The sequence below is a fragment of the Zhongshania aquimaris genome (assembly GCF_019312595.1).
Classification (GTDB): domain Bacteria; phylum Pseudomonadota; class Gammaproteobacteria; order Pseudomonadales; family Spongiibacteraceae; genus Spongiibacter; species Spongiibacter aquimaris.
Genome location: NZ_JAHWDQ010000001.1, coordinates 570,204 through 594,655, shown reverse-complemented (window position 1 = coordinate 594,655; position 24,452 = coordinate 570,204). Strand labels below are relative to the sequence as shown.

The window sequence follows — 24,452 nt, the reverse complement described above, 5'->3', positions numbered from 1 at the left end:
CTTGGCACTATTCCCTGTTCTAGCTAAGTAATGAGTAGCGACGCCGCTGGCGCCGTTTGTTTTTTTATTTTTTAATCTTTCGGAGTGGCGATTCAAGATGGCGCGTCGTTTTAATTTTTGTGCAGGTCCGGCTTCAATTCCAGAGTCAGTGTTGAAAGAAGCCAGCGAGCAGCTAATGGATTGGCAGGGCCGAGGTTTATCGGTCATGGAAATGAGCCATCGCTCCGATGAAATGGTCGGTATCGCCAACGAGGCGGAAGCCGATTTGCGCGAGCTGATGGGAATTTCTGACCACTACGCCGTATTGTTCTTGCAGGGCGGCGCCAGCAGTCAGTTCTCTGCTGTGCCGTTAAACCTGATGGGTGAAGGCAAGGTCGTTGATTATGTCAACACCGGCGAATGGTCTAAAAAGGCCATAAAAGAAGCCAAGCGCTACGCCAATGTGAATGTGGTTGCCAGCTCCGAAGACACTAACTTCACAACTATTCCGGCTTTTGACACTTGGAAGCTTAGTGAAGATGCGGCGTATTTGCACTATACGCCAAACGAAACTATTGGCGGTCTGGAGTTTTTCTGGACGCCAGAAAGCAAGGTGCCACTGGTTGCCGATATGTCGTCTACCATTTTGTCGCGTCCAATTGATGTAAATAAATTTGGCTTAATTTACGCTGGCGCACAAAAGAATATTGGGCCTGCGGGTTTGACGATCGTCATTGTTCGCAAAGATTTTCTGGGCAAAGCCAGCTCGATTACGCCGACCATGTTGGATTATAAAACCGCCGCCGATAACGATTCTATGTACAACACGCCGCCGACATTGGCGTGGTATTTGGCTGGCTTGGTCTTTAAGTGGTTGAAGGCGCAGGGTGGCCTGGAGGCGATGGAAGTGGTTAACCGTCGCAAGGCAGAAAAGTTGTATAGCTATATTGATGCCAGCGGTTTTTACAGCAACCCCGTTGAGGTAGCTAGCCGCTCTTTAATGAATATCCCCTTTGTGTTAGCGGACGCAAGTTTGGATAAGGCGTTTCTTGCCGGTGCAGAAGAGGCCGGCTTGCTGAATTTGAAAGGTCATCGCTCGGTAGGTGGTATGCGGGCAAGCGTGTATAACGCTGTGCCGGAAGAAGCTGTCGACGCGCTGATTGCTTACATGAAAGATTTTGCACAACAAAACGGCTGAGACTATGAGCGAATCTAAAACGCCGCCAGTGAGTCTTGATGATTTACGTCAAAGCATTGATAGCATCGATACCCAGATTCATGATCTGCTAAATCGGCGCGCAAGCTGTGCCCAACAAGTTGCCGAGGTTAAGCTGCGGGAGTTTGCTGCGGCCCAGCAATTTGAGTCGAGTGCCGATAGCAGTAGTTCACAGCAATTACTATTTTATCGGCCCGAGCGCGAAGCGCAGGTGTTGGCGCGGGTGAAGGCGGCGAATAAAGGCCCGCTGGCAGATGACACCGTGGCGTTTATTTTTCGCGAAATTATGTCGGCGTGTTTGGCTCTAGAGAAGCCGATGGAAGTGGCGTATCTGGGGCCGCTGGGTACCTTTAGTCAGGCGGCGGCGCTCAAGCACTTTGGCCATGCTGTTGTCAGCGTGCCACAAGCATCTATTGATGATGTGTTTGCAAAGGTCGCCAATGGCCAGTGTCATTACGGCGTGGTGCCGGTAGAAAATTCTACCGAGGGCATGGTTTCTCACACTCTTGATGCGTTTATCAACTCCCCATTAAAAATATGTGGTGAGCTAGAGCTGCGTATTCGCTTGCATTTGCTGGTGAGTAAAGACGGAAAAGATAAGCCAATAACGCGGATTTGTGCGCATCAACAAGCTTTGGCACAAAGTCGTCGCTGGTTAGACGCACACTATCCAGGTGTTGAACGTTCGGCGGTGAGCAGTAACGGTGAAGCTGCCAGAATGGCAGCGGAAGAAGAGGGCGTTGCCGCTGTTGCCGGTGAGTTGGCTGAGCAGCAGTATGGCTTGACGCAATTGGCGGCAAATATTGAAGATCAGCCTGATAACACGACGCGCTTTTTAATCATCGGTCGTGAAGATGTGGCCGCCAGCGGGCGTGACAAGACCTCCTTGGTAGTGTCGGCGCGCAATCGTCCGGGCGCCCTGTTTAAATTATTGGAGCCTTTTCAGAAAGCAGATGTGATGCTCACCCGTATCGATACGCGACCGTCGCGAACCGAGCCCTGGACTTATGTTTTCTTTATCGAGTTTGAAGGCCATCGCGACGATGCCATTATCGTCGATATTCTGAAAGATATTGAGCAGCATTCCATTATGTTTAAAGTCTTGGGGTCTTATCCCAAGGCGGCGATATAACACCGTGTTTGGCCTATTTGTAGAGGGTGAATTGAGTGGCGTGTGATGTGTTTGCATTGGCAAATGTCGGCGTTCAGGGTTTGCATCCCTACCAGCCTGGCAAGCCCATAGAAGAGCTGCAGCGTGAACTGGGTTTGGACAGCGTCGTTAAGCTGGCGAGTAATGAAAATCCCTTGGGGCCGTCGCCCGTGGCAATGGCCGCCGCGCAAACTGCGTTAAAGCAGTCTCATCTCTACCCTGATGCAAGCGGTTTTGAGTTAAAGAAAAAGCTCGCAGCTAAATTGGCTGTGCATGAAAACCAATTTACCCTCGGCAATGGTTCTAACGATGTTTTGGATTTGATTGCCCGCACCTTTCTGAGTGCCGGCAGTTCAGCGGTATTTTCGCAGTACGCTTTTATTGTTTACCCTATTGCGGTACAGGCTGTCGGTGCACGAGCGATTGTCACGCCGGCAAAGAATTGGGGACATGACCTCGACGCCATGGCGGCGGCGATTGAGGCAGATACCAAAGTTGTTTTTATTGCCAACCCCAATAATCCCACGGGTAATTACCTTGGTCGCGAGGCCCTGAGTTCGTTTTTGGCCAAAGTGCCTGAGCACGTCATCGTCGTTCTCGATGAAGCCTATGTGGAGTTTGCCGGTGTCGAGGATTTCCCCGATGGACTGACGTTTCTTGGCGATTATCCCAATATTATTGTCACGCGGACTTTTTCCAAGGCCTATGGCTTGGCTGGACTGAGAATTGGCTACGGCGTTAGCAGTCCGCAAATTGCTGATTTATTAAACCGTGTGCGCGCGCCCTTCAATGTCAGTATTCCGGCGATGTCGGCGGCGGTGGCGGTGTTGGACGATCAGGACTATTTAGCTCGCAGTCAGCAGGTCAACAGCGCGGGTATGCTGCAGCTATGTTCGGGCTTCGATGCGCTGGGATTGACTTACATTCCCTCGGTAGGAAATTTTGTTGCTCTTGAGTTGCCCTGTGACGCTATGCCGATTTATCAAGCCTTATTAAAAGAAGGTGTGATTGTGCGGCCGGTGGGGGTATATCAAATGCCTAAGCATTTACGAGTTTCAATTGGCTTAGAACATGAAAATGCGCGTTTTTTAAGCGCACTGCAAAAATTAAAAAGTGAGGGTGTTCTTGATCAATAAGCTCACCATTATTGGCTTGGGGCTGATGGGCGGCTCCCTCGCCAAGGCCTTAAAAGCACAGGGTGCGGTCGGTGAAGTAGTCGCTACCGGGCGGCGTGCTGAGTCACTCGAGCGCGGATTGCAGCTTGGAGTGATTGATTCCTATACATTGAATATGGCCGAGGCCGTTGCGGGTGCCGACGTGGTGGTGATTGCCACGCCTACGCTAGTGGCCGAAAAAGTTATGGCCGAATTAGCGCCCTTGATGACGGCTAATATGGTTGTAACGGATGTAGCTAGTGTAAAAGGCAATATTCAGAAAGCGGCGGAGCGAATTTTTGGTGAAGTACCGCCGAATTTTGTGCTCGGTCATCCCATTGCAGGGTCGGAGCAAAGTGGTGTTGAAGCGTCGGCAGTAGACTTGTTTCTTGACCATAGGGTGATTTTGACACCACTCGCAAATACGTCTGACGCCTCGCTATTGCTAGTTCGATCGATGTGGGAAACCTGCGGCGCAGAAGTTGTTTGTATGGATGTTGCCGAGCACGATGCGGTGCTTGCAGCAACCAGTCATCTTCCCCATGTTTTGGCCTATACCCTTGTTGATGCGCTTGCCCAGAACGGCGCTGCGGCGGATATATTTCGTTTTGCGGCCGGTGGTTTTCGGGATTTCACCCGCATCGCATCTAGCGATCCGACCATGTGGCACGATATTGCGCTGGCAAATCGCGACGCCATTCTGCAGGGTATTGATACCTTTGCAGCCCATTTAAATACGGTTCGAGGGGCGATTGCCGACGGCGACGGTGATGTGATTTTAGATACCTTTGAGCGCGCCAAGCACGCCCGCGATGAACATTTTTTGGGGCAGTATCTCGCTCGGCAAAAAAAGTCCCCTTCATCGTAACTTCCTATTTTTCTGATTACCTATAAAGAGAATTTTATCGTGGATTTCTTGTTACAACCCGGTGGTCAAATGCGCGGCACGGCCCGAGTTCCGGGAGATAAGTCAATCTCGCACCGCTCGATTATGTTAGGGGCGATCGCCGATGGCGTGACCACCGTGGATGGTTTTTTAGAAGGTGAAGATGCGCTGTCGACGCTGAATGCATTTAGGGCGATGGGTGTTGAAATTGAAGGTCCAGAAAATGGCCGAGTGCGTATTCACGGTGTCGGTCGCGACGGGCTGAAGGCGCCGGTGGGTGATGTTTATGTTGGTAACTCCGGTACCTCAATGCGTTTGCTGGCGGGCTTATTGGCAGGACAAAAGTTTGACGTGACCATGACCGGCGATGTGTCTTTGAGTAAACGTCCGATGGAGCGCGTTGCTAAACCACTGCGTGAAATGGGCGCGGTGGTAGAAACAGCTGAAGGTGGTCGTCCGCCGTTAACCTTGCGCGGCGGTCAGCCCTTGAAAGGTATTGACTATGTGCTGCCAATGGCGAGTGCGCAGGTGAAATCCTGTGTGCTGTTGGCGGGTTTGTATGCCGAAGGTGAAACCCGTACTACTGAGCCAGCGCCAACCCGCGATCATAGCGAGCGGATGCTGCGTGGCTTTGGTTACGATGTTGAAGTTGATGGGCCGGTTGCCAAGCTGCAGGGCGGCGGACGTTTAAAAGCCGTACATATAGATGTGCCAGCTGATATCTCCTCGGCTGCCTTCTTTATGGTGGCGGCGAGCATTACACCGAATGCAGATTTAACGCTGGAGCACGTCGGTATTAACCCGACCCGCATTGGCGTAATTAATATTTTGCGTGAGATGGGTGGCGATATTACGGTATTTAATGAGCGCGAAATCGGCGGTGAGCCGGTGGCGGATATCCGCATTCGTTACGCGAAGCTCAAAGGTATCAATATTCCTGAGGATCAGGTGCCCTTGGCGATTGATGAGTTTCCGGTGCTGTTTGTGGCTGCTGCCTGCGCTGAAGGGCAGACGATATTAACCGGAGCTGAAGAGTTGCGGGTAAAGGAAAGCGACCGTATTCAGGTCATGGCTGATGGCTTGCAAGCCATGGGGATCAGCGCCGTGCCGACCGAAGACGGTATCGTTATTCAAGGTGGGCAGATCACCGGTGCAACGGTTGAGAGTCATCACGATCACCGTATCGCCATGTCATTTGCAGTTGCCTCTTTGCGGGCAAGCGAGCTTATTCGCGTGACAGGCTGCGATAATGTGGCGACGTCTTTTCCCAATTTTGTGTCCCTGGCCGCAGGGCTGGGTATGAATATAGAAGTGCAGGCATGAGTGATTCAATAGCAGTGCTAGCTGCACCGGTAATTGCCATCGACGGTCCCAGCGGGTCTGGCAAAGGTACCTTGTGCCAAAAATTAGCACGTCACCTGGGCTGGCATTTATTAGATAGCGGCGCCTTGTACCGCTTGGTTGGTATGGCGGCTGATAAACACGGCTGCGCCTTTGACGACGAAGCAGCCATCGCCATATTGGCGGCAAATCTAGACGTTGAATTTGTTGCCGGAGAGGCAGGTGAGCCGACTCTTGTGCTTCTTGAGGGTGAAGACGTAAGCGGAGATTTGCGTACAGAAGCGACCGGTATGCTAGCGTCTAAAGTTGCTGTTCTTCCTGCTGTACGAAGTGCGTTATTAGGCCGCCAGCGTGATTTTGCCAAGGCGCCAGGTTTGGTTGCTGACGGTCGAGACATGGGTACGGTGGTATTCACCACTGCGCCGGTCAAGATATTCTTAACCGCAAGCGCTGAGGAGCGTGCCGAGCGCCGCTACAATCAGTTGAAATCAAGTGGCGATGATGTTAACCTCGCGACCCTTTTAGGGGAGATACGCGCCCGCGATAAGCGTGATTCCGAGCGCGAATTAGCTCCTTTAAAGCCCGCAGACGACGCTGTGCACATTGATAGCAGTGGTTTGGGCATAGAAGAAGTGTTTAACCGAGTGTTGACGGAAGTTAACGCTCGTCTTGTTAGTTTGTAAATTGAGATCTTCGCTACGAGCCGAGGTTTTGTTTTCTGGCAAGGCGAAAGCGCACGGAATGAGGGAATTTATACTTATAAATGACCGATTGAGTACGTTTTCAACGCCGCCAGAGAATAAAGCAGCAATCGTGCAATGTCTCGAAGACTAACTAAAAACCGTCGCATGCAGCGCAAACACCAGCTGGCGTTGTATTGAGGCAATATGAATTGACCCGTGTAAGCTGGATACACGGCGATACGGTGGCGTTGCCACTATTAAATACTCAGGTAATGACTAATGAGCGAGAGCTTTGCTGATCTATTTGAAGAAAGTTTAAAAACCATTGATATGAAACCCGGTTCAATCGTAACCGGCGTTGTTATTGATTTTGATAGCGATTGGGTAACTGTTCACGCAGGCCTTAAATCTGAAGGTGTTATTCCCCGTGAGCAGTTCTTAAGCGATAGCGGCGAATTTACATTGTCTATCGGTGACGAAGTTCAGGTTGCTCTGGAGTCGGTAGAAGACGGCTTCGGCGAGACCAAACTGTCACGTGAAAAAGCCAAGCGCGCTGAGGCGTGGACTACCCTTGAAGCAGCTTTTGAAGCTGAAGAATCGGTTATTGGTATTATCAATGGCAAGGTTAAAGGTGGTTTTACTGTCGATATCAACAGCATCCGTGCGTTCCTGCCCGGTTCTTTGGTTGATGTTCGTCCGGTTCGCGATACTGCGCACCTAGAAGGCAAAGAGCTTGAATTCAAGGTCATTAAACTGGACCAGAAACGCAATAACGTTGTTGTTTCTCGTCGCGCCGTTCTTGAGAGCGTAAACAGCGAAGAGCGCGAAGCGCTGCTGGAATCTCTGCAAGAAGGTATGGTTGTTAAAGGTATCGTTAAAAACTTGACCGACTACGGTGCATTCGTAGATTTGGGCGGTATTGACGGCCTGTTGCACATCACCGATATGGCTTGGAAGCGTATTAAGCACCCAAGTGAAATCGTTGAAGTGGGTCAAGAAATTGACGTGCGTATCCTTAAGTTCGACCGCGAGCGCAATCGCGTGTCATTGGGTCTGAAGCAGCTTGGCGAAGATCCATGGGTTGCTATCAAAGCGCGCTACCCAGAGAACTCTCGCGTTAAAGCTAAGGTCACTAATCTGACTGATTACGGCTGTTTCGCTGAGATCGAAGAAGGCGTTGAAGGTCTGGTTCACGTTTCTGAAATGGATTGGACTAACAAAAACATTCACCCATCTAAAGTGGTTAATGTTGGCGACGAAGTAGAAGTGATGATCCTGGATATCGACGAAGAGCGTCGTCGTATTTCTCTAGGCATCAAGCAGTGCCAGCAGAATCCATGGGATGCTTTCGGTGGTCAATTCACCAAAGGCGACAAGATCAAGGGCGCTATCAAGTCTATTACTGACTTCGGTATCTTCATCGGTCTAGATGGCAACATCGACGGTCTGGTTCATTTGTCAGACATTTCCTGGAACGAAACTGGCGAAGAAGCCGTGCGTAAGTTCAAGAAAGGCGACGAGATCGAGACTGTCATTCTGTCTATCGACCCCGAGCGTGAGCGTATTTCTTTAGGCATTAAGCAGCTTGAAGACGACCCGTTCTCTAACTACGTTGCTGAAAACGACAAAGGCGCCATTGTTAATGGTGTAGTTAAAGAAGTCGATGCGAAAGCCGCTATCGTTGTACTGAGCGAAGAAGTGGAAGGCGTATTGAAAGCGTCTGAAATTAGCCGCGATAAAGTAGAAGATGCGCGTAACGTCTTAAAAGTGGGCGATGCTGTTGAAGTTAAAATCATCAGTGTAGATCGCAAAAACCGCGCAATGACCTTGTCTATTAAAGCCAAGGACGTTGATGACGAGAAAGAAGCTGTTAAGTCACTGCGTGAAAAAGAAGTCGAAACTGCTGCTCCTGCAACAATCGGCGACTTGATCAAAGCTCAGATGGAAAATAAAGACTAAGGTCTTTTGTCTGAGTCTTAGGTTACGGGCACTTACTTTGAGTAATTGCTCGTAACTATCTGGCTTATATGCAAAAAAATGCTAAGCTAGGCTTGATTGTTGGAAACAACGGGAACAAGCAATGACCAAATCTGAATTAATTGAATTGATTACCGAGCGTCAGCCGCAGCTGTCTCATAAAGACGTTGAGTTGGCGGTTAAAACCATGATTGAACATATGTCGACGGTTTTAGCGACGGGTGATCGAATAGAGATTCGGGGTTTTGGTAGTTTCTCCCTGCATTATCGGGAGCCTCGTATGGGGCGCAACCCTAAAACCGGTGATACGGTTGAGTTGCCCGGTAAATATGTACCGCATTTTAAGCCGGGTAAAGAATTGCGTGAACGCGTAAATTTGAGTCTAGAGTCAGGCACTTAGTGCTGGTTCGGCTAGCGTTATGATTAAAGAAACGGTATGGTCATTGACCATACCGTTTTTTTTTGGAAAAAGGTTAGATGCGTCTGATCCGTTCAATTTTAGTATTTCTATTACTGCTGCTAGTTTTGGCCTTCGGTCTTTTGTTTACCATTCAAAATGATGTGCTGGTGCCTTTAAATGTCCTTGTTGCTGAGCTTCCTGCGCAGCGCTTATCTACTTGGGTGATACTGGCATTCTTTGTTGGTGGCTTAGCAGGAGTGGCAGCTAGCTCAATCGTTATTTTGCGTTTACAGGCTTCGCGCCTCCGTTTGCGCCGTCTTTTAAATTCTGAAAAAACTAAACTTGCCCGAAACCAAGTTATAAGTAGTTAATTTGGAATGAGTGCAGAGCTGCTTCAATTTCTATTTATTCTCTTCGCGGTTGCCTGCGGCTGGCTACTTGGCTATTGGTATCGTCCAAAGCAAAAGTCCAGCAGTATTGATGAAAATGCGAGTTCCTATTACAAGGGCTTAAATTATCTGCTTAGCGAGCAGGCGGGCGCAGCGGTAATGACCGTCATCAATGAGTTGCCTGTGAATATCGAAACGCTGCCGACCCACTTAGCACTGGGCAATTTAATGCGCAGTAAAGGTGAGGTCGATGGAGCGATTCGTATCCATCAAAATTTATTGTCGAGACCTAGCTTACCGAAAGATAAGTTGTACCAGGTGCATCTGGAGCTGGCGAGAGACTATATATCTGCAGGCTTGCTAGACCGTGCCGAGCGCTTACTGAGAGATGTTGTTGATGAGTCGACGATATATCGTATGGACGCCCTTGCGCACCTGCAAAACATTTACCAAAGTGAAAAGGAATGGGATCAAGCCATTGCTATTGCGCGCTTGCGTTTACCACAGCGCCATTGGTTAAAAAAACAAGCCGCACCGACAGCTGACGAAAGGGCGGTCGAGTGCGCACTGAGCCACTATTACTGCGAAAAAGCTCAGCCCTTGCTCGCTGCTAACAATATTAAGTCGGCTTCAAAAGAGCTCGAGATGGCGCGTCGGTATGACAGTAGCAATGTCAGGGCGTATTTGCTGTCAGCTGATGTGGCGATTAGCCAAAAAAAGCCACAGCAAGCATTGGATCTTTTGCATACTGTCATCGAGCGTCAGCCCGCGTATGCGAGTGAAGTGTTGCCAATATTTAGGAAAGCATTTTCAGGTTTTGGGGATCGCAGCGCTTACCTCGATGCACTCCAGCGTATTGCCTTACAGGTAAATAGTGCCGCCTTTATTATTGAGGCTACTGCCATCATGGCCGAGCGCGATGGTTACGACAAAGCACTCAGTTACCTGTGCGATGCGGCAATGCAGCGTCCGACCTTGGCACTGTTGTCAGCTGTGATCGATAGGTCTGAGGAGGACCGGGGGCCGAGCGTGGTATTAGTGCGACAGCTATTAGATCAGCTTAAGCTTGAGCGTCCCACGTACCGGTGTCGACATTGCGGATTTTCGGGTCAAAAACTGCACTGGCTGTGTCCCAGCTGTGAGCAGTGGGGTACCATTGCGCCCATTCGTGGAATACAAGGTGATTAAATTACATTATGGCTGAAAAATCCCCGCTGATTGTTGCGCTGGACTTTGCGGTGCGCTCTGAACTTGATTCTCTGGTTGCCAAGCTTGACCCTTCGCTGTGTCGCCTAAAAGTAGGAAAAGAGCTTTTTACTTTATTCGGCCCTGAGGTGGTACGAGATCTTCAGCGACGCGGATTTGAGGTTTTTCTGGATTTAAAATTTCATGATATTCCCAACACCACAGCGGCAGCGGTTGCCGCTGCCGCAGATTTGGGTGTATGGATGGTCAATGTGCACGCCTCGGGTGGCCGAAAAATGATGTCAGCGGCGAAAGCCGCGCTAGCACCTTTTGGTAAGGATGCCCCCTTATTAATTGCAGTAACCGTTTTAACGTCTATGCAAAGTAATGAACTTGGCAGTATTGGGGTTAACGATGACGCGGTCTCGCAGGTGGGGCGCCTTGCTAAATTGACGGCGGATAGTGGTCTAGATGGGGTAGTGTGCTCGGCGCAAGAAGTGTCTATATTGCGCGACCAAATTCCAGATAATTTTTTACTCGTTACACCGGGTATTCGACCAGAAGGCAGTGCCTTAGGTGATCAGCAGCGTGTTGCTACACCGAGTGAGGCGATTTCGATGGGTAGCGACTACTTAGTCATTGGTCGTCCCATTACTCGCTGTGCAGATCCTTTGGCGATGTTAAAGCAGATTAATGCTTCGCTTGGTTATTGATGTTTTACCGACTACATTTTTAAAAAGAGGGAAATAATTCAAATGGCAGTAATTGATGTTTTTAACGGTGATGCAGACGGTTTGTGCGCCTTGATTCAGTTGCGCAACGCAAACCCACAGGACAGTGTGCTGGTTACCGGTGTAAAGCGAGATATAAATTTACTCGACAAAGTGACCGCGCAAGCAGGCGATATTATGACGGTGTTAGATGTCTCGCTCGATAAAAATCGCGATGGCCTAAATGCCGCCTTGCAAGCTGGAGCAGAGGTGACTTACGTAGACCACCATTTTGCCGGCGACATTCCTGAGCACGCTAATCTCACCGTGAATATCAACCCAGCTGCCGACGTGTGCACCAGTCTATTGGTTAACGGTATGTTGAAAGGACAGTTTGCCGAATGGGCGATAGTTGGTGCCTTTGGTGACAACCTTCGCAATAGCGCAATGGCGGTTGCAAAAACCTTAGAGCTAAGTGATGAGGAGTTGCAGCAGTTAGAGAACCTCGGTATCTACCTTAACTACAATGGTTACGGCGCCAGTATCGAAGATTTGCATTTTCCGCCGGCTGAGCTCTATCGTCGTATTGCGCCATTTGCCAGCCCGCGACTGTTTATGAAAGAGGCAGCAGAGACTTTTTCTAAGTTGGAAGAAGGCTATAACAATGATATGCGTGCGGCTGCGCAATTACCTGCTGTTCATGCAGATGAAGTAAGTGCAGTATTTATTCTTCCGGATGAGCGCTGGGCGCGACGGGTCAGTGGGGTTTACAGCAATGATTTGGCAAATGATTTTCCGGATCGTGCGCACGCTGTATTAACTGAAAAAAATAATGGTAACTATCTAGTAAGTATTCGCGCGCCGCTTAATAATAAGCGTGGCGCAGACGAATTTTGCCGGCAATTTCCAACAGGTGGTGGTCGAGCCGCCGCTGCTGGCATAAATGATTTACCGGTAACGAGTCTTAATACGTTTGTTGAGAAATTCCAAGAGTTCTATCGGAGCTTATCGAACTAATATGTTCACCCTTGATGCATGGATTGCCCTGAGTGTTATTGCAGGTTGTTTATTAGCGTTGATTTTTACCCGGCGGCCACCCGATATTATTTTGTGCGGTGGTGTTGTGATTTTACTCTTGCTTGGTGTTCTCTCGCCCAAAGAAGCCTTGGCGGGTATGGCTAATGAGGGTATGGTCACTGTCGGTATATTATTTATTGTAGCGCAGGCACTGTCTGAAACCGGTGCAGTGAGTTGGATTTCCCTGAATGTATTGGGCCGTCCAAAGTCCGTGAGCATGGCCCAGTTTCGGCTAATGGCGCCGGTCGCGGCATTTAGCTCGATATTAAATAATACGCCCGTGGTGGCGATGATGATTCCCGCAGTGCGAGACTGGGCCAAGCGTAATAATTTGCCGGTATCACAGTTGATGATTCCCCTGAGCTATGCGGCCATTGTCGGCGGTACATGCACCTTAGTGGGCACCAGTACCAACCTGGTTGTTAACGGCATGATGTTGGATAGCTTGCCCGAGCAAACGTTGGGCATGTTTGATTTAGCGTGGGTTGGTTTACCCTGCGCGATTTTGGTTGTCGCGTTTACCATCATAACGAGCCGCTATTTGTTGCCGACTAGCAACGGTAAGGCAGAGCGGTTTGGTGATACCCGTCAGTATATTATCGAAATGTTGGTTGAGCCCGGCAGTCCAATGATTGGGCAATCTATTGAACAGGCTGGCTTGCGGCAGTTACCGGCGATGTTCTTAATTGAGATTGTCCGCGACGAACGATTGATGACGGTAGTTTCACCCAAAGAAATTCTTATGGGTGGCGATCGGTTGATCTTTGCTGGAGATGTGCGCTCGGTTGTCGACTTGAAAAACTTTCATGGTCTAAGATTGGCTGAGGATCAGGCCTTCAAACTTGGCGACAATAATTTATCTCGCTGCCTAGTCGAGGTGGTGATATCACCCAATTTCCCCCATTTAAGTCGACCAGTGCGCGAAATGCGTTTTCGTAATAATTACGGTGCGGCGATAATCGCTATCTCTCGTAATGGCGAGCACCTCAAGGGACGAATTGGTGATCTTGAGTTAGAGCCAGGTGATACATTATTGCTCGAGGCTTATGAGGACTTTGTTCCCAATCAGCGTTACTCGCGTGATTTCTTGCTGGTCAGTGCTATCGAGAATTCACGCCCTGTGCGTCACGAGCATCGTGGCCGTGCTGGCGTCATCATGGTCGCAATGGTGTTGGTGGTGGCAGTAGGCTGGCTATCAATGTTAAAGGCGGCTTTCTTGGCTGCGGGTTTAATGGTAGCGACCAGATGTATTCGTGCTGCTGATGCAAGGCGTAGCGTTGATTGGCAGATATTGTTGGTTATTGCCGCGTCTATCGCCCTGGGTGGATCATTGGAGTCCACGGGGGCGGCTTCGGTCATTGCTGGTAGTATCGTCGGCGCGGCTGCCGGGTCCCCTATGGCGACATTGGCGGCTATTTTTATCGTGACAACGTTATTTTCTGCGGTCATTTCTAATTTGGCCGCTGCGGTGATTGTCTTCCCCATTGCCTTGGCCGCGAGTCAGCAGCTTGACGTTAGTATGTTGCCGTTTGCGGTGACTTTGATGATGGCGGCGTCGGCCAGTTTTGCGACGCCTATCGGCTACCAAACCAACCTAATGGTCTATGGTCCCGGGGATTATCGATTTAGTGACTTCTTTAAGATCGGTATACCGCTCACCTTTATAGTCGGACTGGGTACGGTACTTATCGCTCCTTTAGTGTGGCCGTTCTGATTTACTCACATTGAGCTTCGGCGAGCTGCGACCATTGGTTGTGGCTTCGAAGCTCTGCTTGATCGACAATAATTACCGACACCTTTTGGCTAGAGAAACCATTCGCGCCGAGAAACGTGCACACCTGCTTGGCATATTTTTTCTCATTGACGGCGCCTTTGGCGACAGCAATTAATAGTGCGTTGTGTTTTACCCAAATAGCATCGCTACCGGGGAAGCCAACGGCGCCTTCAAGTGCGCGCTCTATTTTTTTGTGCGCGGAACTGAAATCACGGGTCTGCGCATATAAATGATTGCTAAGAAGCAGCGTAAGAATAATTGCACTGCAGGTAAATCGCGCTTTCATATGGTGTGTCCGTTGTTAGCTGGATTTATGTTGCATTTTATCTATTTAATCATGACGTGGGTGCAGTATAGCCTGTCTCGCTTTGTTTAAATTGGAATTTGTCCAGGCGAAAAAAAGGGCCTATGTTTGCACATAAGCCCTTTTTGATTTGGCTCCGCCTGCTGGGCTCGAACCAGCGACCCAATGATTAACAGTCATTTGCTCTACCAACTGAGCTAAGGCGGAACAGCTTTAACAGCTGAGGCCGCGCATATTAAGGATGTTTCTTGGGGTCGTCAACCCCTGAGGTGAGAATTTCTTGTTTTGGTGATTTTGTGAGCAATTTCCGCTGTTTAGCGCGTTTATTATGATTGGTGAGCTGCTTTGCAGCAGGGGGCGCTGCACGTTAAGATGGGGGTTTTGCTGCGGTCAAGTTTATGAGTAAGCCATTTCAGGTTGTGTCGAAATTTGCGCCTGCAGGGGACCAGCCAGCGGCGATCGCCGGTTTAGTCGAAGGCATCAATGCGGGCTTGCACGCACAGACTTTACTAGGTGTGACCGGCTCAGGTAAAACCTTTACGATTGCAAACGTTATCCAGTCAGTTCAGCGCCCAACCATTGTTATGGCGCCTAATAAAACCTTAGCTGCACAGCTGTATGGCGAGTTTAAAGAGTTCTTCCCCAATAATTCGGTTGAGTATTTTGTGTCGTACTACGACTACTATCAACCGGAGGCTTATGTTCCCGCTTCAGACACGTTTATTGAGAAAGATGCCTCGATTAATGACCACATTGAGCAAATGCGATTGTCGGCGACTAAGGCGTTAATGGAGCGCTCCGATGCGATTATCGTGGCGTCGGTATCCGCAATCTACGGTTTAGGTGATCCAGAGCAGTATTTCAAAATGATCTTGCACTTAGTGCGTGGCGAGCGCATTGATCAGCGCAAGCTTCTTCGCCGTTTAGCGGAGCTGCAATACACTCGCAATGACATTGCCTTTCAGCGTGGCACTTATCGTGTCCGTGGTGATGTGATTGATATTTTCCCTGCCGAGAGTGATAAGAATGCGGTTCGGGTGGAGCTGTTTGATGACGAAATAGAGTCAATTACAGGATTTGACCCCCTCACCGGAGAATCCTATGGCAAATATCCACGCATCACCATTTATCCCAAGAGCCATTACGTAACACCGCGCGAAACTTTGTTAAAAGCGGTCGACTTCATTGAAGAGGAACTCGTCGAGCGCTTGGAGCACTTGCGCAGCAATGAGTTGCTAGTTGAAGCCCAGCGTCTTGAGCAGCGCACGCGCTATGATATTGAGATGATTCGCGAGTTAGGCTATTGCAACGGCATCGAAAACTACTCTCGTTATTTATCTGGTCGAGATCCTGGTGAGGCACCGCCGACTCTTTTTGATTATTTGCCCGAAAATGCCTTAGTCGTGATTGACGAATCCCACGTGACTATTCCGCAAATAGGCGCGATGTATAAGGGCGATAGATCTCGCAAAGAAACCTTAGTCCAATATGGCTTTCGTCTGCCGTCGGCGCTCGATAATCGGCCGATGAAATTTGATGAGTGGGAGCGCTTGGTACCGCAAATTATTTTAGTATCTGCCACGCCTGGGAATTACGAGGCAGAGAATTCCGCCCGCGTTGTTGAACAGGTGGTAAGGCCGACGGGCTTGATTGACCCAGAGATAGAGGTGCGGCCGGCGAGTACTCAGGTAGATGATTTGCTGTCAGAAATTGTGTTGCGCACGGCGGTCGGCGATCGCGTGCTGGTGACGACGTTAACGAAACGCATGGCGGAAGACCTGTCTGAGTATTTGGATGAGCACGGCGTAAAGGTCCGCTATTTGCACTCGGATATAGATACCGTCGAGCGGGTTGAGATAATTCGTGATCTGCGCCTAGGTAAATTTGACGTCTTGGTGGGAATAAACCTGTTGCGTGAAGGTTTGGATATGCCAGAGGTCTCGCTAGTCGCCATTTTAGACGCGGACAAAGAGGGCTTTTTGCGATCGGAGCGCTCACTGATTCAAACCATTGGCCGTGCTGCGCGAAACTTGAATGGCAAGGCGATTCTATATGGCGATCGAATTACCGGTTCTATGCAGCGAGCCATAGACGAGACCACTCGACGTCGCGAAAAGCAGATAGCGCATAATCTCAAAAATAATATTATTCCCATTGGCGTTATAAAGTCAGTGGAAGATATTCTCGACGCCGGCGCGATACCGGGCTCCAAGAAAAAGCAGCGTGGCAATGTGCAGAAGGTTGCTGAGCCTTCAGGTGACTATTTGTTAGACGCGGCGGGTATGTCGAATGCCGAGCTGGCAAAACTGCTGAAAACCCTAGAGCAGGATATGCAGAAGCACGCTAAGAATCTTGAGTTTGAAGCGGCGGCGAATGTAAGGGATAAATTGTCAGAGATAAAACAGCGCTTCTTTGCTAGCTGAATCGGCAATGTATTAATCTGGGTTAAAACCTTGTGCTGATGTAAGCGCGTGATTATAATGCGCGTCCGTGTTAGGCAAGCGATTCGACGATTGCCAGCACGCTTTGTACGACCGTAGCTCAGTTGGTTAGAGCATCACCTTGACATGGTGGGGGTCGGTGGTTCGAATCCACTCGGTCGTACCAATATACTCAATGAAATCAATAGGTTAGTTTCTCGCTTTCCGCTTCTTGATTTTGTTCGAACACTAATATTTTTGTTCAAGTTTTGTTCATTTTCCTTCTTTGTTGCTCAGTCGTCCGTAACTAATTGAAATTAAAGCATAAAATGTTCTTTTGCGCATTTTGTGCGAGTGGTGCTCTTATTTCTGAAACTTTATAAATGCATAATATATGAATAATTTTTTGATTATTTAGGAAATTGCGATATACTGTTTAAGAAATTAGGAAAGGGCTATTCGGAATATGAGTGATCCAACTAAATCTGATGTTTATGAGATTCTGCTGCCTCACTGCGCGCGCATTGAAAAATGTGTCAGAGAAGCATGGGGGAACTATCGTTGGCTGCTTAGTAGTGAGAAGCCGGTAAAAAATAAACGAACTATTGCCAATACGATTTGGGACTGGTCTGTTCAGACTGCTCTTTTAGAATTTTCTGGAGACCCGAGGGTAAAGCCTATCCATCGTGGGACGCATACGACTTGGTTTTTAGTTGACGGTAAAGTCGTATTTCGTTTTAAAAAAGGGGGTGATGACGGATACTCTAAAAATTACCCAACTCAGTCGGCATTAGACTTCCATGAGCCAGATAGGCAGTTGGATGGTTTGCCTGAAGTGATAAAGGTGGATGTTGTATATATAACCGACGAGACTAATTCTGAAGTTAAAGATATTCGAGTTGTTTGCCGTAATGGTAGCAAAATTAGTTGGTCATTTTCTCTGTTGCGCGAAAGTTTGGCTGAGATGGTGGAGATTCCGAGACAGGTTCAGTTGCCGGAAGGCCGCACACGCGTTGTTTTGAAGAAGCCTTTGGCAGATTCTTTCGAAACGTTGGATAGTAGAATCGAAAAATAATAAATATTAGGCATAGGAGAGTTAGATGCAGATGGGAATTAATCCCGATCTGCTCGTTGTGGCTCGAAATTGGCGCGGTCTTAGTCAGACCGCGCTTTCGTCGCGTTTAGGTATTACGCAGGGCCATCTGAGCAAGATCGAGAACGGTATAATTGCGCCGGATGAAAAAGTTTTGAACGCTATGACGACAGTGTTGGACGTTCCTGCAGCTCTATTGCATTCTCCTGATCGAGTTTATGGTGCACCAATGAGTGTCCATGCGATGTTTCGGAAAAAGGCAGATGTAGGGAAAAAGTCAGTAGAGGCCGTCATTGCCGAATTAAATGTGTGTTTGGTGGGTTTACGTGCACTGCTAAAATCTGTTGATTTACAGGCGGCAGCTGTACTTCCTCGTTATGACATAGAGGATTATGAAATGTCGCCGGGAGATATAGCGGAGAATGTTCGGCGGGCCTGGCAGTTACCAAATGGGCCTATTCGGAATTTAATTCAGGCTATCGAAGATGCCGGTGTTATTGTTTTTCCGCTCGATATGCAGGGGGCAAGTATTGATGCTGTTACTTTGTCGGTTCCTGATTTACCTCCCTGTATATTTTTTAATAGAAATAAGCCTGCCGATAGAATTCGGTTTTCGATAGCACACGAGCTGGGTCATCTCGTTATGCATCGGCAGCCAAGTAGTACTATGGAGCAGGAGGCTAATGAATTTGCTGCTGAGCTGCTATTACCCGCAAGAGAGTTTGTTGCTTCTGTTTCAGAACGAGTGGATTTAGCTGAGTTGGCGCGTTTGAAGCAGATTTGGAAGGTTTCAATGCAGGCAGCTCTTTACCGGTTAAGTTCTTTAAAGGTTATTTCGTATAATCAGAATGTTTATTTAAATAAATTGATAAACAAGCACGGCTATCGTCGGAGCGAGCCCGCGTCTACAGAATTCCCCCATGAGGTTCCTGTTACGTTTGAGCAAGTGAAAAACTTACATTTATCTGATCTTGGATATTCGGTAGTTGAACTCCAAGAGTTACTTAAGGTAAACGCTGAGGACTTTAAGGCTATTTATGGTTTGGCTGTAGGTGCAGTGCGGCGTTTGGCTGTTGTGAAGTAAGGTGTGATGGTTTTTAGTTTGTTAGATGCCCTAATTAATCTAATAAAATCAATTGATTAGGGTGGTGTTCATCTCATCTTGACATGGTGGGGGTCGGTGGTTCGAATCCACTCGGTCGTACCAATTCTTCCTTAAAATTAGTGTGTTGCAGGTTCGCTTTGGCGGATTGGGCAATAGTGAGCATTAGTTTTCTGATTTGAACGAAATTCTTCTGAAGCGATTATTGCGATTTGGGTGTTTCGATCTGCCTATGCCGCGTGAATCCTGCAATTCACTGGAGCAGAACTTTAAGAATCACTGTTATACTTGCTACCGAAATAACCATCACTAGCCAGCCTCGGAAAAGGGATTCCCGACTCGCTTAATTGCTTTGTCATTAGTCGGGAATACGTCAATTAAATTAGCGCTATTTACTAAAAGCTTTTCCGCTAAGCCTGTCTGTTTTTTTGTTTGCCGTCCTCTTAACATCCGGTCTCGGTGCCGCCGAGTTTGGCAGTGCAACTGTGGCGGAAGTGCGTACTATCTACGACGGAGATACCTTTCGGGTAAATATTGCCGGTTGGCCGTCGGTGGTTGGCGAGAGTATGCCGGTGAGAATAAAAGGGGTTGATACGCCAGAGCTGCGTGGCAAGTGTCAGTCCGAAAAAGACGCGGCGCGAGCTGCCAAGCAGTTCTCGGTTGGTCGGCTTAGAGAGGGGCGGGTCATTGAGTTGCGCTATATCGAGCGGGATAAATATTTTCGTCTATTGGCTGAGGTTTGGATTGACGGTATGAGTCTTGGTGATCAGTTGATAAGCCAAGGATTTGCGGTGCCTTATACTGGCGGCAAAAAGATCGTCTGGTGCTGAGTGTTAGTACGTCTTATTAAAATTAGCCTTGCAGTGAGTAGGATTTATGGAGTTTGAAGCGGACTTTTGGTGGGATAGCAAATTTAGCGGTTTGAAATTTGCGGGTTCTATTCACGGTAAGCGCTATGTGTTTGCGATATCACGGACTGCATTGGTAGATTTTTTCCAGACCGCAGATACGGTTGAGCAGGCGATTGAGAACTTTGAGCAGAATCGGCCTCGCTTTGAAAGTATGGTCGAACGGTTTGTTCTTGGGGAACGCTTGCCTCACGATGATGGCCCTGTCGTGGTTACCTTGTTGCGATGCATCGAGTATCAACTTTAGCGGTGTCCGTTTGCCTAGATAAGCTTGCAGCTCGCAGCCACAATCCGCATAATACTCCACCTAAAATCTCTATGTTTTTCAATTACTCACGTGGCCTTTAGTAGGGGTCACCACTGAAAGGAAAGTGCAATGCCCGTAATTACCCTTCCTGATGCAAGTCAGCGTGTTTTCGATCACCCCGTTTCTGTTGCTGATGTGGCCTTTGATATAGGTCCTGGCCTCGCTAAGGCTGCACTCGCTGGCCGGGTAAATGGCAAGCTTGTTGATACCAGTTTTGTGATTACTGACGACGCCGAACTGGGAATTATCACTGAGCGTGACGAAGAAGGTGTTGATGTTATTCGGCATTCGACCGCGCATTTGTTGGCGATGGCTGTGCAGGATTTGTTTCCTGGCGCACAGGTGACCATCGGCCCCGTTATTGAAGACGGCTTTTATTATGACTTTGCATACGAGCGCGCGTTTACCCCAGAAGATCTGGAGAAAATTGAAGCGCGAATGACCGAGCTTTCCTCTGCGGACTTGGCGATATCTCGTATAGTGATGAGTCGCGAAGACGCAGTAAAAGCATTTAGCGATCTTGACGAAGAATACAAAGTCGAAATTATTAAAGATCTGCCTGGCGATGAAGACATTTCTGTTTATAAGCAGGGCGAGTGGATGGACTTGTGTCGCGGTCCTCATGTGCCGAGCACTAGTAAGTTGAATGCCTTTAAGTTGACCAAGGTAGCAGGCGCCTATTGGCGTGGTGATCAAGCTAACGCCATGTTGCAGCGTATCTATGGCACGGCGTGGGGTAATAAAAAGGCGCTGAAAGCCTATTTAAATCGTATTGCCGAAGCTGAAAAACGTGATCACCGTAAAGTAGCTAAAAAGCTGGATCTCTTTCATATGCAGGAAGAGGCGCCGGGCATGGTGTTTTGGCACCCCAAGGGTTGGAGTATTTACCAGGCGATTGAGCAATATATGCGCAAGCAGCAGGGTAAACATGACTATAAAGAGATACGCACGCCGCAGGTGGTCGATATTTCTCTGTGGGAAAAATCGGGTCACGCCGATAAGTTCAGTGACGGCATGTTTACCTTAACAGCGGATGAGCGCAATTTCGCTGTTAAGCCCATGAATTGCCCTTGCCACGTGCAGGTGTTTAACCAGGGTTTGCGAAGCTATCGCGACCTGCCTTTGCGTTTGGCCGAGTTTGGCTCCTGTCATCGCAATGAACCTTCCGGTTCCCTGCATGGCATTATGCGAGTGCGTGGTTTTACTCAAGATGATGCGCATATCTTCTGTACTGAAAATCAAATCCAGCCAGAAGTGGCCTCATTTATCGATTTCCTGCACGAGGTATACGAAGACTTTGGCTTTAGCGAGGTGATTTATCGCCTGTCTACGCGTCCAGAAAAGCGCGTCGGTAGTGAAGAAGATTGGGATCGCGCCGAACAAGCTTTAGCCCTAGCGTTGGACAGTAAGGGTTTGCCTTGGGAATTGCTTCCGGGTGAGGGTGCGTTTTACGGCCCCAAAATCGAATTCTCACTTAAAGATTGTATTGGTCGGGTATGGCAGCTGGGTACGATTCAGGTCGATTTCTCAATGCCAGGGCGATTGGGCGCGCAATATGTTGATGAAGCAGGGCAGCGCCAAGTCCCTGTCATGTTGCACCGCGCAATATTGGGCTCCTTTGAGCGTTTTATCGGAATTTTAATCGAACACTACGAAGGTGCATTTCCGGTTTGGCTGGCTCCCGTGCAGGCCGTAATTTGTAATATTACGGACAAACAGGCCGAATATGTGAGTAATGTGCAAGATTTATTGCGAGATAGTGGCTTTAGAGTCGATGCGGACTTGAGAAATGAGAAGATCGGCTTTAAAATCCGCGAGCACACAATTCAGAAGGTTCCGTTCTTGTTTGTTGTAGGTGACAACGAGATCGAAACCCAGACTGTTTCGGTGCGTGCACGCAGTGGCGAAGATTTGGGGTCGGTATCAATTAATGACCTCAGTAAACTCCTCGCAGATAGCGTAGCTAAACGTAGCCGCGCAAATTCGGAGAACTAGCAATTAAACGCGATAACGCAAAAGGGCGCAGCAAACGTGCGCCGATAAACGAAGAAATTGAAGCTAATGAAGTACGCTTGATCGACGCTGAGGGCAACCAGGTTGGCGTTGTACCCCTTGCGGAAGCGCTTAAAGCTGCGCAAGAAGCGACATTAGACTTAGTACAGATCACTGACTCAGACCCAATCGTCTGTAAAGTGATGGACTACGGCAAACATGTTTTCGAGGCCAAAAAGCAGCAGGCTGCGGCCCGAAAAAACCAAGTTCGAACCCAGGTTAAGGAAATTAAGTTCCGCCCAGGTACGGAAGACGGGGACTATCAGGTAAAACTACGCAACCTGACACGTTTCCTTGAACACGGAGATAAAGCCAAGGTAACCCTGCGTTACCGTGGTCGCGAGATGGCCCACCAGGAATTGGGTATGCAGCTGTTGAAGCGGGTTGAAGAAGACCTTGCTGAATTAGGTTCTGTAGAACAATTTCCTAAAATGGAAGGTCGTCAATTGACCATGGTCATTGCTCCGAAAAAGAAAAAGTAGCGAGCTCTTAGGGCCTACTGATTTAATTTACATTGAGAATGCGGAGTATCTAACGATGCCAAAACAAAAAGTACACAGCGGGGCGGCAAAACGCTTCAAAAAAACCGGTAGCGGTTATAAGCGTAAAAGCGCTCATAAAAGCCACATCTTGACCAAGATGACCACCAAACGTAAGCGTCAATTACGTGGTACTAGTGCTGTCCATAAGTCGGACAAAGTTCTAGTAGACCGCATGTTGCGCGCCATCTGATAAACGTCATCGAGATTAAGAGGAATATACTATGCCCCGCGTAAAACGTGGTGTGACCGCACACCGTCGTCATAAAAAGATTCTGAAACAAGCCAAGGGTTACTACGGCGCTCGTTCACGTATTTATCGTGTAGCGAAACAAGCGGTAATTAAAGCAGGTCAATATGCTTACCGTGACCGTCGTGCCAAGAAACGCGTATTCCGCGCTTTGTGGATCACTCGTATCAATGCAGGATCACGTGCTAATGGCTTGAGCTATAGCCGTTTGATCGCTGGCTTGAAAAAGGCAGACATCGCTTTAGACCGTCGCGTATTGGCTGACTTGGCAGTACATGACAAAGAAGCCTTTGCTGTGATCGTAGAACGCGCGAAATCAGCCTTAGCTTAAAAAGCGTTTGACCGTTGCGTGGCGGTCATTGTGCTTAGTTTTATTATAGGGAAAGGGCTAGCGCCCTTTCCCTATTTTTGTTTTTAAGACACTAATTTAAGTCACCGCTAATGATGTCCGTGAGGCTCATTAGCGGGGCAGTAGCGCAGAGATTGGGAGCGCAGAATGGAAAATCTTGAAGGCTTGGCGGCGGAAGCGGCGGCAAAAATCAGTGCCGCAACAGACGCGCAGGCGCTGGATCAGGTACGAGTTGAGTATCTTGGTAAAAAAGGTCACATCACTGCATTATTAAAAGGGCTCGGTGGCTTGTCTGCGGAAGAGCGGCCCGCCGCGGGCGCGGAAATTAACCGCGTGAAAGAGGCTCTGTCTGATCAGATCTCTCAGTCGAAGCTGCGCCTCGATCAAGCCGCTGTCGATGCGCGTCTTGAAGCTGAAAAAATCGATGTCACCCTGTCTGGGCGAGGTCAGCATGCTGGTGGCCTCCACCCAGTAACTCGCACCATTGAGCGCATCAGTGAATTTTTTGGCAGCATCGGTTTTGAGGTTGTTGAAGGCCCAGAAATTGAAGACGATTACCATAATTTTGAAGCGCTAAATATTCCCGCTCACCACCCGGCGCGCGCCATGCACGATACCTTTTACGTTGATGACTCAACGGTACTGCGAACGCATACATCACCGGTGCAGGTTCGTGTGATGGAGAGTAGTGAACCGCCAATGAAATTGATTTGTCCGGGGCGAGTTTATCGCTGCGACTCGGATTTAACCCATACCCCGATGTTTCATCAGGTGGAAGGGTTATTAATAAGCGAAGACACCAGCTTTGCCGATTTGAAAGGTATGCTTGAATCCTTTTTGCGGAGCTTCTTTGAAAAAGAGCTTAGCGTTCGTTTTAGGCCCTCGTATTTTCCATTTACTGAACCTTCGGCAGAAGTCGACATCCAGTGCGTTATGTGTGGTGGGGAAGGTTGCCGAGTTTGCAGTCACACTGGCTGGATTGAAATACTGGGTTGCGGCATGGTGCATCCGAGCGTGTTTGAGGCCTCAAATATCGACGCCGAGCGCTTCACGGGCTTTGCCTTTGGTCTAGGTGTTGAGCGCTTGGCAATGTTGCGTTATGGCGTGAATGACCTGCGCTTGTTTTTTGAAAACGATCTGCGTTTTCTCGCCCAATTTAAGTAGGCCGGTTTCTGAGTCTGTAGACAACTTAAGTACCTGCTAACCG

At 48.7% G+C, this 24,452-nt stretch carries 24 protein-coding genes and 2 tRNA genes; 24 read left to right on the top strand and 2 right to left on the bottom strand.

Annotated features, from left to right (window positions below; translation table 11 throughout):
- The first annotated feature begins 97 nt into the window (after positions 1–97).
- The 13 genes from serC to KXJ70_RS02800 all read left to right on the top strand — a co-directional run bounded on the left by serC (position 98) and on the right by KXJ70_RS02800 (position 13,861).
- A complete protein-coding gene (gene serC, locus KXJ70_RS02855) occupies positions 98–1,177 on the top strand; it encodes a 3-phosphoserine/phosphohydroxythreonine transaminase (RefSeq protein WP_219041935.1) in 1,080 nt (359 codons plus the stop codon).
- Positions 1,178–1,181: 4 nt separating this feature from the next.
- On the top strand, positions 1,182–2,327 hold the full coding sequence (pheA, locus tag KXJ70_RS02850; RefSeq protein ID WP_219041934.1) for a prephenate dehydratase: 1,146 nt from the start codon (positions 1,182–1,184) through the stop codon (positions 2,325–2,327).
- Positions 2,328–2,362: 35 nt separating this feature from the next.
- A complete protein-coding gene (hisC, locus tag KXJ70_RS02845; RefSeq protein ID WP_219041933.1) occupies positions 2,363–3,481 on the top strand; it encodes a histidinol-phosphate transaminase in 1,119 nt (372 codons plus the stop codon).
- A complete protein-coding gene (locus KXJ70_RS19255; RefSeq protein WP_255558170.1) occupies positions 3,471–4,367 on the top strand; it encodes a prephenate dehydrogenase/arogenate dehydrogenase family protein in 897 nt (298 codons plus the stop codon). Before hisC ends, KXJ70_RS19255 begins: the two co-directional genes overlap by 11 nt.
- A gap of 39 nt (positions 4,368–4,406) precedes the next feature.
- Positions 4,407–5,708, top strand: coding sequence for a 3-phosphoshikimate 1-carboxyvinyltransferase (gene aroA / locus KXJ70_RS19250; protein ID WP_369409741.1), 1,302 nt, complete (start codon positions 4,407–4,409; stop codon positions 5,706–5,708).
- A complete protein-coding gene (cmk, locus tag KXJ70_RS02835; protein WP_219041932.1) occupies positions 5,705–6,409 on the top strand; it encodes a (d)CMP kinase in 705 nt (234 codons plus the stop codon). Before aroA ends, cmk begins: the two co-directional genes overlap by 4 nt.
- Before the next feature lie 279 nt (positions 6,410–6,688).
- Complete coding sequence (gene rpsA / locus KXJ70_RS02830) at positions 6,689–8,368, top strand: 30S ribosomal protein S1 (RefSeq protein ID WP_219041931.1); 1,680 nt, start codon at positions 6,689–6,691, stop codon at positions 8,366–8,368.
- A gap of 121 nt (positions 8,369–8,489) precedes the next feature.
- Positions 8,490–8,786 carry an integration host factor subunit beta gene (ihfB, locus tag KXJ70_RS02825; RefSeq protein WP_219041930.1) on the top strand — a complete coding sequence of 99 codons (297 nt, stop codon included), beginning with the start codon at positions 8,490–8,492 and terminating at the stop codon, positions 8,784–8,786.
- 77 nt (positions 8,787–8,863) lie between these two features.
- On the top strand, positions 8,864–9,157 hold the full coding sequence (locus tag KXJ70_RS02820; protein ID WP_219041929.1) for a lipopolysaccharide assembly protein LapA domain-containing protein: 294 nt from the start codon (positions 8,864–8,866) through the stop codon (positions 9,155–9,157).
- A gap of 6 nt (positions 9,158–9,163) precedes the next feature.
- The gene (locus tag KXJ70_RS02815; RefSeq protein ID WP_219041928.1) at positions 9,164–10,363 is read left to right on the top strand and encodes a lipopolysaccharide assembly protein LapB; all 1,200 of its coding nucleotides are present in this window, start codon (positions 9,164–9,166) and stop codon (positions 10,361–10,363) included.
- An 8-nt stretch (positions 10,364–10,371) separates the two neighbouring features.
- On the top strand, positions 10,372–11,073 hold the full coding sequence (pyrF, locus tag KXJ70_RS02810; RefSeq protein WP_219041927.1) for an orotidine-5'-phosphate decarboxylase: 702 nt from the start codon (positions 10,372–10,374) through the stop codon (positions 11,071–11,073).
- Positions 11,074–11,115: 42 nt separating this feature from the next.
- Entirely contained in the window at positions 11,116–12,087 is a 972-nt protein-coding gene (locus tag KXJ70_RS02805) for a DHH family phosphoesterase (RefSeq protein WP_219041926.1), read from the top strand.
- A gap of 1 nt (position 12,088) precedes the next feature.
- Entirely contained in the window at positions 12,089–13,861 is a 1,773-nt protein-coding gene (locus KXJ70_RS02800) for an SLC13 family permease (RefSeq protein ID WP_219041925.1), read from the top strand.
- A gap of 1 nt (position 13,862) precedes the next feature.
- On the opposite strand, the gene KXJ70_RS02795 is transcribed toward KXJ70_RS02800, so the two are convergent.
- Complete coding sequence (locus KXJ70_RS02795) at positions 13,863–14,207, bottom strand: hypothetical protein (RefSeq protein WP_219041924.1); 345 nt, start codon at positions 14,205–14,207, stop codon at positions 13,863–13,865.
- Positions 14,208–14,356: 149 nt separating this feature from the next.
- Positions 14,357–14,432 (bottom strand) — tRNA-Asn (locus KXJ70_RS02790).
- 191 nt (positions 14,433–14,623) lie between these two features.
- Here KXJ70_RS02790 and uvrB point away from each other — a divergent pair.
- From uvrB to pheS, 11 genes are all read left to right on the top strand, one after another.
- Positions 14,624–16,648 (top strand): excinuclease ABC subunit UvrB, encoded by a 2,025-nt coding sequence (gene uvrB, locus KXJ70_RS02785; protein WP_219041923.1) that lies wholly within the window; start codon positions 14,624–14,626, stop codon positions 16,646–16,648.
- Positions 16,649–16,755: 107 nt separating this feature from the next.
- Positions 16,756–16,832, top strand: a tRNA-Val gene (locus tag KXJ70_RS02780).
- A gap of 279 nt (positions 16,833–17,111) precedes the next feature.
- Entirely contained in the window at positions 17,112–17,720 is a 609-nt protein-coding gene (locus tag KXJ70_RS02775) for a hypothetical protein (RefSeq protein WP_219041922.1), read from the top strand.
- Positions 17,721–17,745: 25 nt separating this feature from the next.
- The gene (locus KXJ70_RS02770; protein WP_219041921.1) at positions 17,746–18,822 is read left to right on the top strand and encodes a helix-turn-helix domain-containing protein; all 1,077 of its coding nucleotides are present in this window, start codon (positions 17,746–17,748) and stop codon (positions 18,820–18,822) included.
- A 446-nt stretch (positions 18,823–19,268) separates the two neighbouring features.
- On the top strand, positions 19,269–19,670 hold the full coding sequence (locus KXJ70_RS02765; RefSeq protein WP_219041920.1) for a thermonuclease family protein: 402 nt from the start codon (positions 19,269–19,271) through the stop codon (positions 19,668–19,670).
- 46 nt (positions 19,671–19,716) lie between these two features.
- Entirely contained in the window at positions 19,717–19,995 is a 279-nt protein-coding gene (locus KXJ70_RS02760) for a DUF1488 family protein (protein ID WP_219041919.1), read from the top strand.
- A 129-nt stretch (positions 19,996–20,124) separates the two neighbouring features.
- Positions 20,125–22,050 (top strand): threonine--tRNA ligase, encoded by a 1,926-nt coding sequence (gene thrS / locus KXJ70_RS02755; RefSeq protein ID WP_219041918.1) that lies wholly within the window; start codon positions 20,125–20,127, stop codon positions 22,048–22,050.
- Between the two features lie 2 nt (positions 22,051–22,052).
- The gene (gene infC, locus KXJ70_RS02750; protein WP_219043066.1) at positions 22,053–22,589 is read left to right on the top strand and encodes a translation initiation factor IF-3; all 537 of its coding nucleotides are present in this window, start codon (positions 22,053–22,055) and stop codon (positions 22,587–22,589) included.
- A gap of 55 nt (positions 22,590–22,644) precedes the next feature.
- Complete coding sequence (gene rpmI / locus KXJ70_RS02745; protein WP_008247190.1) at positions 22,645–22,839, top strand: 50S ribosomal protein L35; 195 nt, start codon at positions 22,645–22,647, stop codon at positions 22,837–22,839.
- Between the two features lie 31 nt (positions 22,840–22,870).
- Positions 22,871–23,227: a 50S ribosomal protein L20 gene (gene rplT / locus KXJ70_RS02740; RefSeq protein ID WP_103685876.1), complete on the top strand. Its 357-nt coding sequence runs from the start codon at positions 22,871–22,873 to the stop codon at positions 23,225–23,227.
- Positions 23,228–23,392: 165 nt separating this feature from the next.
- Positions 23,393–24,409 (top strand): phenylalanine--tRNA ligase subunit alpha, encoded by a 1,017-nt coding sequence (pheS, locus tag KXJ70_RS02735; RefSeq protein WP_219041917.1) that lies wholly within the window; start codon positions 23,393–23,395, stop codon positions 24,407–24,409.
- Positions 24,410–24,452 lie beyond the last annotated feature (43 nt).

Bases quoted from the DNA above. Each gene is read 5' to 3' on its own strand.
- ihfB (WP_219041930.1), top strand. From the start codon at position 8,490: ATGACCAAATCTGAATTAATTGAATTGATTACCGAGCGTCAGCCGCAG.
- KXJ70_RS02815 (WP_219041928.1), top strand. From the start codon at position 9,164: ATGAGTGCAGAGCTGCTTCAATTTCTATTTATTCTCTTCGCGGTTGCC.
- cmk (WP_219041932.1), top strand. From the start codon at position 5,705: ATGAGTGATTCAATAGCAGTGCTAGCTGCACCGGTAATTGCCATCGAC.
- KXJ70_RS02770 (WP_219041921.1), top strand. From the start codon at position 17,746: ATGCAGATGGGAATTAATCCCGATCTGCTCGTTGTGGCTCGAAATTGG.
- KXJ70_RS02775 (WP_219041922.1), top strand. From the start codon at position 17,112: ATGAGTGATCCAACTAAATCTGATGTTTATGAGATTCTGCTGCCTCAC.
- rpmI (WP_008247190.1), top strand. From the start codon at position 22,645: ATGCCAAAACAAAAAGTACACAGCGGGGCGGCAAAACGCTTCAAAAAA.
- KXJ70_RS02820 (WP_219041929.1), top strand. From the start codon at position 8,864: ATGCGTCTGATCCGTTCAATTTTAGTATTTCTATTACTGCTGCTAGTT.
- serC (WP_219041935.1), top strand. From the start codon at position 98: ATGGCGCGTCGTTTTAATTTTTGTGCAGGTCCGGCTTCAATTCCAGAG.
- rplT (WP_103685876.1), top strand. From the start codon at position 22,871: ATGCCCCGCGTAAAACGTGGTGTGACCGCACACCGTCGTCATAAAAAG.
- uvrB (WP_219041923.1), top strand. From the start codon at position 14,624: ATGAGTAAGCCATTTCAGGTTGTGTCGAAATTTGCGCCTGCAGGGGAC.
- rpsA (WP_219041931.1), top strand. From the start codon at position 6,689: ATGAGCGAGAGCTTTGCTGATCTATTTGAAGAAAGTTTAAAAACCATT.
- KXJ70_RS02800 (WP_219041925.1), top strand. From the start codon at position 12,089: ATGTTCACCCTTGATGCATGGATTGCCCTGAGTGTTATTGCAGGTTGT.
- pyrF (WP_219041927.1), top strand. From the start codon at position 10,372: ATGGCTGAAAAATCCCCGCTGATTGTTGCGCTGGACTTTGCGGTGCGC.
- thrS (WP_219041918.1), top strand. From the start codon at position 20,125: ATGCCCGTAATTACCCTTCCTGATGCAAGTCAGCGTGTTTTCGATCAC.
- pheA (WP_219041934.1), top strand. From the start codon at position 1,182: ATGAGCGAATCTAAAACGCCGCCAGTGAGTCTTGATGATTTACGTCAA.
- KXJ70_RS02805 (WP_219041926.1), top strand. From the start codon at position 11,116: ATGGCAGTAATTGATGTTTTTAACGGTGATGCAGACGGTTTGTGCGCC.
- pheS (WP_219041917.1), top strand. From the start codon at position 23,393: ATGGAAAATCTTGAAGGCTTGGCGGCGGAAGCGGCGGCAAAAATCAGT.
- KXJ70_RS02760 (WP_219041919.1), top strand. From the start codon at position 19,717: ATGGAGTTTGAAGCGGACTTTTGGTGGGATAGCAAATTTAGCGGTTTG.
- KXJ70_RS02795 (WP_219041924.1), bottom strand. From the start codon at position 14,207: ATGAAAGCGCGATTTACCTGCAGTGCAATTATTCTTACGCTGCTTCTT.